Raw genomic sequence first — 15,371 nt, 5'->3', positions numbered from 1 at the left:
GCCCGGTCGTCAGTGAAGAACACGGCCGGGCGGACGTCCGTCGTCCTCAGTTCTCGGTCAGCTCCTCGCGCAACAACTCGAGGGTCTTCGCCAGGATTCGGGAGACGTGCATCTGCGAAATGCCCATGCGCTCGGCAATCTGACTCTGGGTCATGGATCCGTAGAACCGGAGGGTGAGGATGGTGCGTTCGCGATCGGGCAGCCTGGCGAGAACCGGTTTGATCGAGGCTAAGTTCTCGACCTTCTCGAGATCCGGGTCCTCCACGCCGAGGGTGTCCGTCAGTGAGACGTCGTCTTCCTGGTCGCCCGCCGTCGTATCCATGGAAATCGCCCGGTAGGCGCTGCCCGCGATCAGTCCCTCGGCCACCTCGGCTTCGCCTGTTCCGAGTTCCGCTGCGATCTCGCGCGCCGACGGGGCGCGGCCGAGCCGCTGCGACAGGGTGGCAACCGCCCTCCCGATGCTGAGATGAAGTTCCTTCATCCGCCGCGGCACCCGCATTGCCCAGCCCGCATCACGGAAGTGGTGCCGCACCTCGCCCATGATCGTTGGTACCGCGAAGGAGAGAAAGTCCGACCCACGGGTCACATCGAATCGGTCGACCGCATTGACCAGACCCAGCCTGGCGACCTGGAGCAGGTCGTCGAACGGTTCGCCGCGGTTTCGAAATCGTCGCGCGATGTGGTCGGCGAGCGGAAGACAACGGGACACGATCTCGTCGCGCAACGCCGAATCAGCGTCGTCGCCGTTCATTCGCTCGAACAGCACTGTCACGTCGCTGTATTCGTCGGACGGGGCGACACGCCGGCCGGGACCACCGCCCGAACCATTCGCCACTAAATGTCGCCACCCCTCAGTTTGTCGAACTCGACAGTGCTGCGATACCCGGCCTTGCCGAGGGGTGTGTGCGTGACGGAGATCGAATCGGTCAACACCCGCAGCACGTGCCAGCCGAAACTCTCCTCACTGGGCATCCGCTCCCCGCGCGTAGTCGTCGACACCCGTACCCGGAGCACCCCGCCGGTCAACTCGTAGCGGCAGGTCAGCTGGGCCCCGGGCTGTGCGTCCTTGATCAGGTCCGTGCACACCTCGTCGGCGGCCAGTTTGATGTCGCTGACCTCGTCGAGGTTGAACTCGCCCAGTACCGCGATGGTTTCGGCCATCGCGCGGAGAACCGGCAACTGCGCAAAGTCGGCGATGACGCAGAGCTCTACCGGGGCACCGGAATACATCACAGCGATCCCCTGCCCATCGTCATTTGCCATGTGCACTCCATCGCCTGATCGGTCGAGTGGCTACTCGATTCCGCACTTCACCACGCACGGCTGAGGGTACTGCGAACTGGGACGATTGCCGCTCGACACCCAGCATGACCACCCACAGCGTGGACAGCCCTTTTCAGAAGTAGGCGGTGGCGTCAGTAGTAGTGCCGCCGACCGCCCACCGCGTGGCCGGCCGCACCCAGCAGCATCAGGATCAGTCCGACGACGAGCAGGATGATTCCGATGGTCCACAGGACCGGGATGCCGAACACAAACCCGAGGATGAGCAAGATGACGCCGAGAATGATCATGACGAACTCCAATCGCCGCGGGTCTCGGGGGACCCTGTTCGATCTGCATACCCCGATTCGTCCGCGACAAACGCAAAGGGGGCAAACGCAAAGGGGGCAAACGCAAAGGGGCGGTGATGCCTGCCGGCACCACCGCCCCTCCCCACCCGCGACCTACAGCCGCGTCACGGTCAGTGCGCCGTCCTGGTAGTCGGAGCGGATCCGCTTCTTGTCGAACTTGCCGACGCTGGTCTTCGGCACCTCCTGCACGACGGCCCAGTTCTCCGGCAGCTGCCACTTGGCGACCTTGTCCGCAAGGAACGCCTGCACATCGGCGACGGTGGCGTCGCTGCCCTCACGGAACACGACCGCGACCAGCGGCCGCTCGTCCCACTTCTCGTCCGGCACACCGATCACCGCCGCCTCGGCCACCGAGGGGTGCCCCATCACCGCGTTCTCGAGATCCACCGACGAGATCCACTCGCCGCCGGACTTGATGATGTCCTTGGTGCGGTCGGACAGCGCCAGGTAGCCGTCCGGGGTGATGGTGCCGACGTCGCCGGTCCGCAGCCAACCGTCGTCGAACTTGTCGGCGGCGTCCACGCCGTAGTAGGACGCGGTGATCCACGGCCCGCGCACCTCGAGCTCGCCGATGCTCTTGCCGTCGTTCGGCACCACCTTGCCCTCGTCGTCGACCAGGCGCGCCTGCACCGAGGCCGGGAAACGGCCCTGGCTGTACCGGTACTTCCACATCGCCTCGCCCGTGGCGTCGACGGGCGGCCGCGCGACCGAGCCCAGCGGCGAGGTCTCGGTCATGCCCCACGCGTGCAGGACCGACACGTTGTGCTCGTCCTCGAAGGCATGCATCAGCGCCGGCGGCACCGCGGCACCGCCGATCAGCACCTCCTGCATCGAGGAGATGTCCTGCGGGTGCTGCTCGAGGTAGAGGTGCAGCCCCTGCCAGATGGTGGGCACCGCGGCCGCGAAGGTCGGACGCTCGGCGGCGATGAACTCGGCGAGCGGAGCCGGCTGCAGGAACCGGTCCGGCATGAGCAGGGAGGCGCCGATCATGAACGCGGCGTAGGGCAGTCCCCAGGACATCGCGTGGAACTGCGGCACCACGGCCAGCGCCCGGTCGCCCTGGCCGAGGTTCGGACCGTCGCTCATGCACACCTGCATCGAGTGCAGGTAGATCGAACGGTGCGAGTACACGACGCCCTTCGGGTCACCGGTGGTGCCGGAGGTGTAACACATCGCGGCGGCGCTGCGCTCGTCCACCTCGGGCCAGTCGAACTCCTCCGGCTGCCCCTCGATCAGGCCCTCGTAGGTGTGCACCTGCACGCCGGCCGGCGCCTCGAGTCCCGCGGTCGACGTGCCCGTGACGATCACGTGCTTGACGGTGGTCAGCTGGGGCAGCTGCGGGGCGAGCAACGGGATCAGCGTCGGGTCCACGATGATCACGTGGTCCTCCGCGTGGTTGGCCACGTGCACCAACTGCTCGGGGAAGAGCCTGATGTTGAGGGTGTGCAGCACCGCGCCCATCGACGGCACCGTCAGGTACGCCTCGAGGTGCTCGGAGTTGTTCCACATGAACGTGGCCACCCGCTCGTCGCCCGTGACGCCGAGCCCGCGCAGCGCGTGGGCCAGGGCGGCGCACCGCCTGCCGACCTGCGCGTAGCTCACCCGGCGGGCGCCCGAATCGGTCCAGGTCACGACCTCGGCGTCGCCGTGCACCGTGCTGCCGTGGCGCAGCAGGTGGGCGATGGACAGGGGTGCGTCTTGCATCGTGCTCAGCATGGGCTGCTCCTGTGTGGCGTGTTACCTGAAATGTCGTGTTCGTGGAGGGTATGCCACCGCAATGTGACGGGCGACACTGCGGTGGCATACCCCGCCCGTCGCCGCCCCTGCCAATTAGTTGACGGATTCTCCCCGGTCACCCCACCCCGGTGTTAGCGTTTCCCTACCAATCGGTAGCAAGACGTTGGGCCTATCGGTGGCAAGACGTGGGGACTGAGCAGATGGCACGCAACCTCGAGGCGGACCTGACCGGGCGACGGGTGCTGATCACCGGCGCGGCCCGCGGCATCGGTGCCGGCCTCGCCCGCCGACTCCACGAGCGCGGTGCCCGGGTGGCGCTGCTGGGGCTCGAACCCGAACTCCTCGAACAGGTCGCCACCGCGAACGGCCGGGCCCCGTGGCGGCACTGCGACGTGCGCGACCAGCGGCAGGTCGAGGACGCCGTCGAGCACCTCGCGGAGCGTCTCGGCGGGCTGGACGTGGTGGTCGCCAACGCCGGCGTCGGCGCCCCGCTCAGCCTCGTCGACGGCGACCCCGAGATCATGCGACGCGCCGTCGAGGTCAACCTGATGGGCACCTACTTCACGCTCCGCGCGGCCGGCCCGCACATCGGTCACCCCGCCGGCTACGCGCTGGTGGTCGCGTCGACCCCCAGGGCCAACCGGCTCCCGCTGCGCGGCGCGTACTCCGCGACCCGGGCCGGGGCCGAGGCCCTCGGCAATGCCTTCCGCCTGGAGATGCGCCCGCTGGGGACCCGGGTCGGCATCGCCCACCTCGGCGAGATCGACACCGACCGGACCGAGATCTCGTTCGACGGCGCGGTCGCCGGCGGCGGCTCGGGCACGGCGGGATCGCCCGTCTCGGTGGTGATCGACGCGTTCGAACGGGGTATCGCCGCCCGCAAGACCCGCATCTACGCGCCGCGCCGCGTCCCCGGGGCCATCTCCGTGCGTATGCTCGCGCACCAGGCAACCCATCTCGTCCCCGCCCGGGCGCGATCGGCACACGAAGGGGCACTGTGACAGTTGGCAACGCGACACCGAACTCCGAATCGCCAGGTTCCGCGGCGCCCGGGACGCCGGCGACCGTGACGCCGCGAGTCGCGCCGGGACGGTTCCGGGAGCTGGGCCCGGTCAACTGGGTGATCTGGCGGGTGCTGACCCTTGCCTCCGGCGCCGAGGACGCGAAGATCTTCAGCACGCTGGGCCGCACCAAGGGCCTGTTCCGCGGCTGGCTGCACTACTCCGGCCGACTGATGCCCGGCGGCCGGATCTCGCGGCACGAGACCGAACTGGTGATCCTGCGGGTGGCACACCTGCGCGGGTGCCAGTACGAGATGGACCACCACATCCGGCTCGGACGCCGGGCCGGCGTCACCCCCGAGATCCTCGGGCGGGTGCTCACCGGTCCCGAGGCGGCGGGCTGGGATCCGCGGCACCGCGCGCTGATGACGGCGGTGGACGAACTGGTCGCCACCAAGAATCTCGGCGACCCTGCCTGGGCCGCGCTGGCCGCGCACTTCGACGACCGCCGGATGATCGAATTCTGCCTGCTGGTCACGCAGTACGACGGACTGGCCACCACCATCGACACCCTGCGGATCGACCGCGACTTCTGAGAGGTCTTGCTAACTCACGCTTTACGGCGTGCAATCTGGGCGAAACACCCTCTGCCTAGCGTATACATGCATGTCCACAAGGGTGAATGCATCGCCGGCCGAGTATTCCTTCGACACGCTCCTGGTCGCCAATCGAGGCGAAATAGCCTGCCGCGTCATGAGATCCGCGCACATCCTCGGACTCAAGACGGTCGCGGTGTACTCCGACGCCGACGCCGCGGCCGCGCACGTGGAGATGGCGGACGTCGCGGTGCGTCTGGGCCCCGCACCGGCCGCCGAGTCCTACCTGCGGTCCGACGCCGTCATCGAGGCGGCCCTGGCCACCGGCGCGGGCGCCATCCACCCCGGATACGGCTTCCTGTCCGAGAACGACGCCTTCGCCGAGGCCGCCGAACAGGCCGGGATCGCCTTCGTCGGACCCACCCCACACCAACTGCGGGTGTTCGGCAACAAGCACACCGCGCGCGAGGCGGCCCGCGCGGTCGGGGTGCCGCTGGTACCCGGCAGCGGACTGCTCGCGTCGGTGTCCGATGCCCTCGCGACCGCAACGGACATCGGCTACCCCGTGATGCTCAAGGCCGTCGGCGGCGGGGGCGGCATCGGGATGCAGGCCTGCCACGGTGCTGACGAGCTGCGCGCCGCGTACGAGCGCGTCCAGCGCCTGGCGCAGGCCCACTTCTCCTCCAGCGGAGTGTTTCTCGAACGGTTCGTCGCGGATGCTCGGCACGTCGAGGTGCAGGTGTTCGGGGACGGGCTTGGCCGCACCGTCAGCCTCGGCACCCGGGACTGCTCGCTGCAGCGACGCAACCAGAAGGTCGTGGAGGAGGCCCCCGCGCCGGGGCTGCCCGAGCACGTGGTCGAGCAACTGCTCAGCTCGTCGCGGCGGCTGGCGTCGTCGGTGGACTACCGCTCGGCCGGCACCGTCGAGTTCGTCTACGACGTCGCCCGCGGCGAGGCGTCCTTCCTGGAGATGAACACCCGACTGCAGGTCGAGCACCCCGTCACCGAGGAGGTCACCGGCGTCGACCTGGTGGCCTGGATGCTGCGACTCGCGCGGGGCGATCGCGCCATACTCGACGGGCTCCCGGACTCCGGCCCCGCAATCACCGGCTGTGCGGTGGAGGCCCGCGTGTACGCGGAGGACCCCGGCCACGACTACCGGCCCAGCGCGGGTCGGCTGACCAGCGTCGAGTTCCCCGCCCACACCCGCGTCGAGACCTGGGTGGACACCGGCACCGAGGTGAGCTCGCACTACGACCCCCTGCTCGCCAAGGTGATCACGGCCTCGCCGACGCGGTCGGGGGCCTTCGCCGCCCTCGGTGCGGCCCTGGCCGAGACGCGCATCTTCGGCGTCCAGACAAACCTGCCGCAGCTGCGCCGGATCTGCACGCACACAACGGTTCTCGACGCCACCCACACCACCGCATCGCTGACCGGGCTGCGCCCGACCGGGCTGCGCGCGGACGTGCTGCGGGCCGGGACCATGACGACCGTGCAGGACCATCCCGGCCGGATCGGTCTGTGGGAGGTGGGCATCCCGCCGTCCGGCCCGATGGACGACCTCTCGTTCCAACTGGCCAACACCGCGGTCGGGAACCCGGCGGGTGCACCCGGCCTCGAGTGCACCCTGCTCGGCCCCGCGCTCCGGTTCTCCGACGACACGCTCGTGTGCGTCACCGGCGCGCAGGCCCCGGTGACCGTCGACGGCGTGAGCGTGCCGATGTGGGTGCCGGTGAACGTGCCGGCGGGCACCGTCCTCGACGTCGGGACCCCCACCGACACCGGCCTGCGGACCTACGTCGCAATCCGCGGCGGCATCAACGCGCCGCTCTTCCACGGCAGCGCGTCCACCTTCACCCTCGGCGGCTTCGGCGGCGTCACGGGCAAGGCGGTCGCCACCGGCGACGTCCTCGGCCTGTTCGAGGACACCGCAGGACTCACTGCGCCACAACCTGTTCCGCCGGACAGCCGGCCCACCCTCACGCACACCTGGCACCTCGCGGTGACGGAGGGACCGCAGCCGGCGCCGTCGTACTTCACCGAGTCCGACATGACGCAGTTCTACGAGACCACCTGGCGGGTGCAGACGCACGCCAACCGCACCGGGATCCGCCTCGACGGACCCAAGCCCACCTGGTCCCGAGCGGACGGCGGCGAGGCCGGCCTGCACCCGTCGAACCTGCACGACAACCCGTACAGCGTCGGCGCCCTCAACGTCTCCGGGGACACCCCCATCCTGCTCGGGCCCGACGGCCCCAGCCTCGGCGGTTTCGCCTGCCCGCTCACCGTGACGCGGGCGCACCGCTGGAAGCTCGGCCAGATCCGCCCCGGCGACGAGGTCCGCTTCGTCCCGGTCACCGACGCCGGCGCGGCGGCGCTGCGGGGGTCGGATTCCGTACGGGCGCTCGACCTTCCGCCGGCCGAACTGCGGGCGACCGGCAGCGACGGCGGCATGCTCGGCAGCTCGCCGCGGCTCCCGGACCGTCCGGAGGTGGCGTACCTTCGCGGCGGGGACGACAACATCCTGGTCGAGTACGGCTCGATGGAACTCGATCTCGGCCTGCGCATGCGCGTCCACGTGCTCGCGACAGAGCTGACGCGGCAACGGATCCCGGGCCTGATCGACGTCACACCGGGCGTGCGGTCGCTGCACCTGCACTTCGACCCGGACGTGCTGCCGGCCTACCGCCTGCTCGGACTGTTGCAGGACATCGAGGACTCGTTGCCGCTGACCGGCGACCTCGTGGTCCCGAGCCGGACGGTCCGGTTGCCGCTCTCCTTCGACGACCCGTCCATCGCCGAGGCCATCGACAGGTACCGGAACGGCGTCCGCGACGAGGCGCCCTGGCTGCCGTCGAACACCGAGTTCATCCGACGGGTCAACGGTCTGTCGAGCGTCGACGAGGTGCGTGACGCCGTCTTCGACGCGCAGTACCTGGTCCTCGGCCTCGGCGACGTGTACCTCGGTGCGCCGCTGGCGGTTCCGCTCGATCCGCGGCACCGGCTGGTGACCACGAAGTACAACCCGGCACGCACCTGGACCCCGTCCGACGCGGTCGGGATCGGCGGCAAGTACCTCTGCGTCTACGGCATGGAGTCGCCGGGCGGGTACCAGCTGATCGGGCGGACCGTGCCGATCTGGTCGGGCTACCGGCAGCACCCGCCCTTCGAGCAGGACAAGCCCTGGATGTTCCGTTTCTTCGACCGCATCGTCTGGGAGCCCGTGAGCCCGGAGCAGTTGTCGGAGTACCGCGCGCAGGCGGCGTCCGGACGCTTCGACGCCGAGGTCTCCGACGGCACCTTCGCGTTCGCGGACCACCTGAGCTTCCTGGACGCGAACGCGGAGTCCATCGCGGCATTCGAAGCCCGGCAGTCCGCGGCGTTCGAGGCCGAGAAGGCCGCCTGGCGCGCGGCGGGCGAATTCGACCGGGTGGAACTCGTGCCGGCCCCGGAGCCGGCCGCGACCGAGATCGCCGACCTGCCGCCGGGCGCGGTGGTGCTCGAGGCACCCATGGTCGGCAGCGTCTGGCGGGTGGAGGTCGAGCCGGGGATGCAGGTCGAGTCTGGACGGTGCGCGCTGGTTCTCGAGGCGATGAAGCTGGAGCTGCCGGTCCCCTGTCCCGCATCCGGAACGATCCTGAAGGTCCTTGTCGCACCGGGCGACAAGGTCGAGCCGGGCACCCCGCTCGCGGTGATCGGACAGGCCGAGATCGAAGGGGTGCAGGCATGAGCATCGACATCGCAGGCAGCACCGGGGACGCCCGCGGCGCCGCGGGCGTCTCCCCCGCCGACCGCGTCGACGCGGCGTACCGCCGGATCGAGGAGGTGGACCGGCCCGAGGTGTGGATCACGCTGCGGCCAGAGGCGGAGGTCCGCGCCGAGGCCGACGCGGTGGCGGCCCGCCTGGCCGCGGGCGAGCCGCTGCCACTGGCCGGCCAGCTGCTGGCGGTCAAGGACAACGTCGACGTGGCGGGGCTGCCCACCACCGCGGCCTGCCCCGAGTTCGCCTACCGGCCCGACGCCACCGCGAGCGCGGTCGCCCGCCTGGTGGCCCGCGGCGCCGTGGTGCTCGGCAAGACCAACCTCGACCAGTTCGCGACCGGCCTGGTCGGCACCCGCAGTCCGTACGGCGCGGTGCGGTCCGCCGTCGATCCCGAGCGGGTGTCTGGCGGCTCGAGTTCGGGATCCGCGGTGGCCGTGGCGCTGGGCATCGCCGACATCGGAATCGGCACCGACACCGCCGGTTCCGGCCGGGTGCCGGCGGCCCTGAACCGGATCGTCGGGGTCAAGGCGACGATGGGGGTGGTCTCGACCCACGGCGTCGTGCCGGCCTGCGTCGACTACGACTGCCTCACCGTGTTCGCGGCCGATCTCGACCTCGCCGTCACGGCGGCCCGCATCATGGCGGCCCCGGACCCGCGCGATCCGCGAAGCAGGCGCTGGCCCGCGGACCTACGGCTGGCGGCCCCCAGCGCGCCGCGAGTCGCGGTGCCTCGGCCGGAGGACCTGGCGGCCCTCTGCCCCGGCTACCGCGATGCCTTCGAGCGCACCGTGACCGCCCTGGCCGGCAGTGGCACCGCCGTCGAGCACGTCGACATCTCGCCGCTCCTCGGCGCCGCCCGACTGCTCTACGACGGTGCGATGGTGGCCGAGCGGTACGCCGCGGTCGGGGCCTTCCTCGCCACCGGCCCGGCCGGCGCCGACCCCACCGTGGCCGCCATCGTCGCCGCCGCCGCGAACACGACCGGGCACGAGTTCGCCGAAGACCTCGACGCACTCGCCCGCGCCCGGGCCGCGGCACGCGAACTGCTGGCGGGATTCGACGCGCTGCTGCTACCCACAACCACGGAGCACCCGACAATCGCTGCGGTGCGACAGGACCCGATCGGCATCAACCGGCGGATGGGGACGTACACCAACTTCTGCAACCTGCTGGACATGGCCGCGGTTGCGGTGCCCGGCGCCGACACCGCAACCGGCGACCCGTTCGGCGTCACGTTCGTCGTCCCTGCCTTCGACGACCAGGTGGCGGTCGACCTGGCCGCCCGGCTCGCCGGTGTGGACGCGCCCACCCTGGCCGACGAGGGCGTCGAGCTCGCCGTGTTCGGTGCCCACCTGCGCGGGCAGCCGCTGCACTTCCAGCTCGAGGACCTCGGCGCACGGTTCGCGGGCACCGTCACCACCACCGACGCGTACCGGCTCGCCGCGCTGGACACCACGCCGGCCAAGCCGGGCCTGGTGCGCCGCGGACCCGGGCTGGGCGCGCCGATCCTCGGCGAGCTGTTCCGGGTGTCGACCGCGGGTCTCGGCACCTTCCTCGCGGCGCTGCCCGCGCCGATGGCGCTCACCCGCGTCGAGCTGGCCGACGGCCGGGCCGTCGTCGGGTTCAGCTGCACCCACGACTCGGTGGCCGGCGCCACCGACATCACCGAGTTCGGCGGCTGGCGGGCGTACCTGGCCCGCTAGGCAGCTCCGCTGCTCGTACGAGCGCCGCAGGCGCCTACCAGGTCAGGGAGCGCAGAGCCGGCGGACGGCCTCGTGCACCACGTCACGGCGGTGCGCGAGGGCGTCTTCGTCGAGGCCGTCGTTGCAGTCGGCGCCGGGAGCCACCACCCAGCCGAAGACGATGCCGAACATCATGGTGATCAGTTCCCGCGGCTCCCAGCGGGCGTCGACGATGCCGTCCGACTGCGCCCGGCGGATCGAGCCGGTTCGACGTTCCCAACTCGGGTGCGACTCGGCCAGTTCGCGCATCCGGGTCGACTCGCCCTGCAGTTGGCCCCAGATCATCATTCGCTGGATGTCGGGTTTGGCGAGCATGTCGTCGAACAGCGCGACCGCGTGCTCCGGCATGTCGGCGCCGTCGAACGAGAGGTTCTCCATGGCCTCGGCGAAGTTGGCGTCGAGCACCGCATGGAACAGGGCCACCTTGTCGCCGAAGTACGCGTACAGGCGTTCCTTGCTGGCCTTCGCCTCCGACGCGATGCGGTCGATGCGCGCCCCGGCCAACCCGTAGGTGCCGAACTCGGCGCTCGCCGCGTCGAGGATCCGCTGTTTCGTTGCACTCACGTCCGGGGCTGCCATGGTGACGATCGTAACCGAACGAACTATTTCGTTTGACTCGTCCCGGGGCGACTCGGTAGCTTCAGGCCGGTCGTCCGTGCGATCGCCGTGGCGTGTAACCGCCGACCCCGAGGAATCCCGTGACCACCATCTCCACCGTCGAGAGCGCCGCCGGGCCGGCCTCCGACAATCCCAACCACGAGCGGCGCTGGCTGGTGCTCTGCATCGTCGCGTTCGCGCAGCTGATGGTCGTGCTCGACGGCACGATCGTCTCGATCGCGCTGCCCGCGGCGCAGGCCGACCTGAACATCAGCGACCTCGACCGCGCGTGGGTGGTGACGTCGTACGCGCTCGCGTTCGGCGCGCTGCTGCTTCTCGGCGGCCGCATCGCCGACTACTGGGGACGCAAGCGCTCGTTCATCGTCGGCATGGCCGGCTTCGCGGTCGCCTCGGCCGTCGGCGGGTTCGCGCAGACCGGCATCGAACTGTTCGTCGCGCGCGCCGGCCAGGGCGTCTTCGCGGCGCTGCTCGCCCCCGCCGCCCTGTCGATCCTGACCACGACCTTCGTCGGCGAGAAGGAGCGCGCCAAGGCGTTCGCCGTGTACGGCGCGATCTCGGGCGGCGGCGCGGCCATCGGCCTGCTGCTCGGCGGCGTCCTGACGCAGTACGTGGACTGGCGCTGGTGCCTGCTGGTGAACATCCCGATCGCCCTCTTCGCGATCGCCGTCACCGTCCCGATCGTCAAGGAGACCAAGGCGCACGGTGACACCAGCTACGACCTGCCCGGCGCGGTCCTGATCGCGCTCGGCCTCGGCTCGCTGGTCTACGGCTTCACCCGGGCCGAGCACGGCTGGGGTCAGCCCGACACCATCGCGTTCATCGCGCTGGGCCTGGCATTCCTCACGCTCTTCGTGCTGGTGGAGCGCCGCACCGCGAACCCCCTCCTGCCGCTGAGCATTCCGTGGCATCGCGACCGCGGCGCGGCCCTGATCGGCTCGATGCTGGTCGGTTCGGCGCTGCTCGGCGCCACCCTCTACCTGACGTTCTACCTGCAGATCGTGCTCGGTTTCAGCCCGGTCATGTCGGGCGTCGGCTCCCTGCCGATGGCGTTCTTCATCGTGATCGCGTCCACGGTGGCGGCGCAGTTGTCCACCCGGATCGGGCCGAAGCCGCTGATGGTGACCGGCCCCGTGGTCGCGGCGGCCGGCCTGCTGATGTTGTCGCAGATCGAGGTGCACAGCTCCTACTGGACGCACGTGTTCCCGGGCCTGGCGATCCTCGGCCTCGGGCTCGGACTGCTGATGGTGCCGATGCAGAACCTGGCACTGATCGGCGTCCCGAATCACGACGCCGGTGCCGCGAGCGCCCTGGTCAACGCCACCCTGCAGGTGGGCGGCGCGCTCGGCACGGCGCTGTTCACCACCGTCTACGCGTCGGCAAAGGCCTCGTTCACGGCCGACCACGCGGCGCCGGTGCCGCCCGAGGGCGTACCGGACTCCATGGTCCCGACCGACCTGGCGAATGCCACTGTCCCGGACCCCGGCCAGATCGCCCTGCTGCCGCAGCCGGTGCAGGACTTCGTCGACTCGCTGACCGACTACTTCTTCGGCGCCGAGGTGTCGGGCTACTCCGCGGTCTTCGCCTGGACAGCAATCCTGTTGGCCGTCATCACCCCGGTGGTGCTGGTGCTGGTCCGCGCCAAGAAGGGCGACCTGCCCGACGAGGCCCCCGTCGGCATCCACTAGGCGGCTCCGCCGCTCGTGCGTGGTTTGCGGGTCCCCGGACCCGCAAACCACGCACGGGCCCGAAGTGCCTCCGCGAACGCGAACGGCCCCGCTCCCAACAGGGGGCGGGGCCGTTCGCGTATGTGGGGGTCTAGAAGTTGATCATGTGTCCGGCGAGGCCGTGGATGGCCTCCTGCAGCGCCTCGCTGAGCGTGGGGTGCGTGTGGACGTTGCGCGCGAGCTCGTTGACCGTCAGGTCCCACTTCTGGGCCAGGGTCAGCTCGGGCAGCAGCTCGGAGACGTCGGGGCCGATGAGGTGGCCGCCGAGCAGCTCGCCGTGCGTCTTGTCGGCGATGAGCTTGACGAAGCCGTACGGGTCGGCCAGGCCGTGTGCCTTGCCGTTCGCGGTGAACGGGAAGGTCGCGACCTTGACGTCGTAGCCCTCCGCCTTGGCCTGCTCCTCGGTGAGACCGAAGCTCGCGACCTGCGGCTGGCAGAAGGTGGCGCGCGGCATCATCCGGTAGTCGCCCAGCTCGAGGGTCTCGGCGTTGCCGATGGTCTCGGCGGCGACGACGCCCTGTGCCTCGGCGACGTGCGCGAGCTGCAGCTTCGCGGTGACGTCACCGATCGCGTAGATGCCGGGGACGTTGGTGCGCATCCGCTCGTCGATCGCGATGGCGGCGCCGCGGTCGGTGAGGGCGACGCCGGTGTTCTCCAGGCCGAAGCCCTCGATCTGCGGGGCGAAGCCGATGGCCTGCAGCACCTTGTCGACCACGACGGTCTCGACCTGGTCGCTGCCGTTCTTGGCCATGGTGACGGTGACGCCGGCGGCGCCGTTGTCGGTGATCGTCTGGACCCCGGTGGAGGTCTTGATGTCGATCCCGTACTTCTTGTACCGCTTCGCGATCTCCTTGGAGACGTCCGCGTCCTCGTTCGGCAGCGCGCGGTCGAGGAACTCGACGATCGTCACCTTCACGCCGTAGTTGTGCAGGACGTAGGCGAACTCCATGCCGATCGCGCCGGCACCGACGATGAGGATCGAGCCCGGCAGGTCCTTGGTGAGGATCTGCTCTTCGTAGGTCACCACGTTCGCGCTGAGCGAGGTGCCCGGCAGCAGGCGGGTCTTGGTGCCGGTGGCGATGATGACATTGTCGAAGGTGACGGACTCCGTGGAGCCGTCGGCCTTGGTCACCGTGATGGCGTTGGCGCTGGTGAAGCTGCCGCGACCCTCGTACTCGGTGATCTTGTTCTTCTTCATCAGGAAGTGCACGCCCTTGACGCGGCCGTCGGCTACCTGCCGGCTGCGGTCGAAGGCTGCTCCGAAGTCGAAGCTCACGTCTCCCGAGATGCCGAAGGTCTTGGCCTCGTTGTGGAAGATGTGCGCGAGCTCCGCGTTGCGCAGGAGCGCCTTGGACGGGATGCAGCCCACGTTGAGGCAGACACCGCCCCAGTACTTCTCTTCGATGATGGCGGTTTTCAGGCCCAGCTGTGCCGCGCGGATAGCAGCGACGTACCCACCGGGACCGGCACCGAGGACAACGACGTCATAGTGTGAGGTCACGAGACATCAGGGTAGTCCCGCCCCGATTCGCTGTCCCGAGACGGTCTCCTTACCCGCCGGTAGACCACACCTGTGCGGCCACGCGGGCAAAGTTGCCGCCGTACACGGCCTCGATCGCGGGCTCGTCGAACCCCCGCTCGCGCAGCACCCGGTCCAGGGTCAGGGTGTCCTCCGGCGGCACCCACTGCAGCGGGCCCCACGCGGTGTACGCCGCGGAGAAGGACTCCGAGTGGGTGGCGATCTCAACTAGGAAGTCCTCGTGGTCGAACGAGTAGTCGGACCCGATCCCGACGTGTTCGACGCCGACCAGGTCGACGGCGGCCTCGATGTGGTCGGCCATCGCGGACAGCCGGCGCGCGTGGTCGTCCGGGCCGTTGACGCCGAGGAAGATGCCGACACCGTTGATCCCGATCACCCCGCCGGTCTCGGCGCAGGTGCGGGCCTGCTCGTCGGTGATGTTGCGGGGGTGCTCCCACAGCCGGCGCAGGTTGGAGTGGCTGTAGATCATCGGCCGCGTCGTGGTCTCGGCCAGGTCCAGACCGGTCCGGACCGAGCAGTGCGAGCCGTCGACCATCATCCCGACCGCGTTCATCTCGCGGACCAGGTCGCGGCCGTACCCGGTCAGTCCGGTGTCGGTGGCGTCGAGGCACCCGCAGCCCGCCGCGTTGGCGTGGTTGTAGGTGGGCAGCATCGAGCGCACCCCCAGCCGGTAGAAGTGCGCGAGGTTGGCCGGGTCACCGTCCAGGGGGTTGGAGTCCTCGAGGTCGAAGGCCAGCGCGATCCCACCGCCGGCGCGCACGGCGTCCACGTCCGCGAGGGTGGCAATCGGCTCGACGGCGTCGTACTCCCGCGCCTGGTCCCGGAAGCTCTCGGCGATGCCGGTCGCCTCGGCGAGCGACTGCGGCGCGTACCCCACGTTGACCGAGAGGTAACTGCCCGCCGGCCGGCGGTACCGCAGCAACTCCCCGATCGAGGCGCTCGGCTGCAGCGGCAGGCAGCAGTGCTGCTCCCAGAGTGGATAGCTCGGCGCGGTCATTCGCCGAACGCTAGCCGATCGC

Annotated in this window: 12 protein-coding genes; 5 read left to right on the top strand and 7 right to left on the bottom strand. The window is 70.1% G+C overall.

Going from position 1 to position 15,371, the window contains the following annotated elements; genetic code table 11:
- Nucleotides 1–46: 46 nt before the first annotated feature.
- The 4 genes from RT2_RS00245 to RT2_RS00235 all read right to left on the bottom strand — a co-directional run bounded on the left by RT2_RS00245 (nucleotide 47) and on the right by RT2_RS00235 (nucleotide 3,347).
- Nucleotides 47–835: a SigB/SigF/SigG family RNA polymerase sigma factor gene (locus tag RT2_RS00245; protein WP_072842516.1), complete on the bottom strand. Its 789-nt coding sequence runs from the start codon at nucleotides 833–835 to the stop codon at nucleotides 47–49.
- Nucleotides 835–1,263, bottom strand: a complete 429-nt coding sequence (locus tag RT2_RS00240; protein ID WP_072842812.1) for an ATP-binding protein — start codon at nucleotides 1,261–1,263, stop codon at nucleotides 835–837. The genes RT2_RS00245 and RT2_RS00240 overlap by 1 nt, the downstream gene beginning before the upstream one ends.
- Before the next feature lie 152 nt (nucleotides 1,264–1,415).
- Nucleotides 1,416–1,571 (bottom strand): DUF6131 family protein, encoded by a 156-nt coding sequence (locus tag RT2_RS25715; RefSeq protein WP_092776094.1) that lies wholly within the window; start codon nucleotides 1,569–1,571, stop codon nucleotides 1,416–1,418.
- Nucleotides 1,572–1,724: 153 nt separating this feature from the next.
- Nucleotides 1,725–3,347: a long-chain fatty acid--CoA ligase gene (locus RT2_RS00235; protein ID WP_072842515.1), complete on the bottom strand. Its 1,623-nt coding sequence runs from the start codon at nucleotides 3,345–3,347 to the stop codon at nucleotides 1,725–1,727.
- Nucleotides 3,348–3,568: 221 nt separating this feature from the next.
- On the opposite strand from RT2_RS00235, the gene RT2_RS00230 reads away from it, so the two are divergent.
- The 4 genes from RT2_RS00230 to atzF all read left to right on the top strand — a co-directional run bounded on the left by RT2_RS00230 (nucleotide 3,569) and on the right by atzF (nucleotide 10,431).
- The gene (locus RT2_RS00230; RefSeq protein WP_072842514.1) at nucleotides 3,569–4,369 is read left to right on the top strand and encodes an SDR family NAD(P)-dependent oxidoreductase; all 801 of its coding nucleotides are present in this window, start codon (nucleotides 3,569–3,571) and stop codon (nucleotides 4,367–4,369) included.
- Nucleotides 4,370–4,434: 65 nt separating this feature from the next.
- Nucleotides 4,435–4,965 carry a carboxymuconolactone decarboxylase family protein gene (locus RT2_RS00225; protein ID WP_072842513.1) on the top strand — a complete coding sequence of 177 codons (531 nt, stop codon included), beginning with the start codon at nucleotides 4,435–4,437 and terminating at the stop codon, nucleotides 4,963–4,965.
- Between the two features lie 70 nt (nucleotides 4,966–5,035).
- A complete protein-coding gene (gene uca / locus RT2_RS00220; RefSeq protein ID WP_072842512.1) occupies nucleotides 5,036–8,695 on the top strand; it encodes an urea carboxylase in 3,660 nt (1,219 codons plus the stop codon).
- The gene (gene atzF / locus RT2_RS00215; RefSeq protein ID WP_072842511.1) at nucleotides 8,692–10,431 is read left to right on the top strand and encodes an allophanate hydrolase; all 1,740 of its coding nucleotides are present in this window, start codon (nucleotides 8,692–8,694) and stop codon (nucleotides 10,429–10,431) included. Before uca ends, atzF begins: the two co-directional genes overlap by 4 nt.
- A 42-nt stretch (nucleotides 10,432–10,473) precedes the next feature.
- Here the strand turns inward: atzF and RT2_RS00210 are convergent, their stop codons facing one another.
- Nucleotides 10,474–11,049, bottom strand: a complete 576-nt coding sequence (locus tag RT2_RS00210; RefSeq protein WP_072842510.1) for a TetR family transcriptional regulator — start codon at nucleotides 11,047–11,049, stop codon at nucleotides 10,474–10,476.
- Nucleotides 11,050–11,168: 119 nt separating this feature from the next.
- Here RT2_RS00210 and RT2_RS00205 point away from each other — a divergent pair, with 119 nt between their 5' ends.
- Complete coding sequence (locus RT2_RS00205) at nucleotides 11,169–12,773, top strand: MFS transporter (RefSeq protein ID WP_072842509.1); 1,605 nt, start codon at nucleotides 11,169–11,171, stop codon at nucleotides 12,771–12,773.
- Nucleotides 12,774–12,903: 130 nt separating this feature from the next.
- Here RT2_RS00205 and lpdA read toward each other — a convergent pair whose 3' ends face one another.
- Together lpdA and RT2_RS00195 are read right to left on the bottom strand one after the other, a co-directional pair.
- Nucleotides 12,904–14,313, bottom strand: a complete 1,410-nt coding sequence (gene lpdA, locus RT2_RS00200; RefSeq protein WP_072842508.1) for a dihydrolipoyl dehydrogenase — start codon at nucleotides 14,311–14,313, stop codon at nucleotides 12,904–12,906.
- A 49-nt stretch (nucleotides 14,314–14,362) separates the two neighbouring features.
- Nucleotides 14,363–15,349, bottom strand: coding sequence for a dipeptidase (locus RT2_RS00195; protein ID WP_072842507.1), 987 nt, complete (start codon nucleotides 15,347–15,349; stop codon nucleotides 14,363–14,365).
- Between the last annotated feature and the right edge of the window lie 22 nt (nucleotides 15,350–15,371).

The organism is Rhodococcus tukisamuensis NBRC 100609 (assembly GCF_001894985.1).
GTDB classification, from domain to species: Bacteria; Actinomycetota; Actinomycetes; order Mycobacteriales; family Mycobacteriaceae; genus Rhodococcus_G; species Rhodococcus_G tukisamuensis.
Note: the sequence above shows the minus strand (reverse complement) of the source record. Positions and strands in the feature narration are given on the sequence as shown.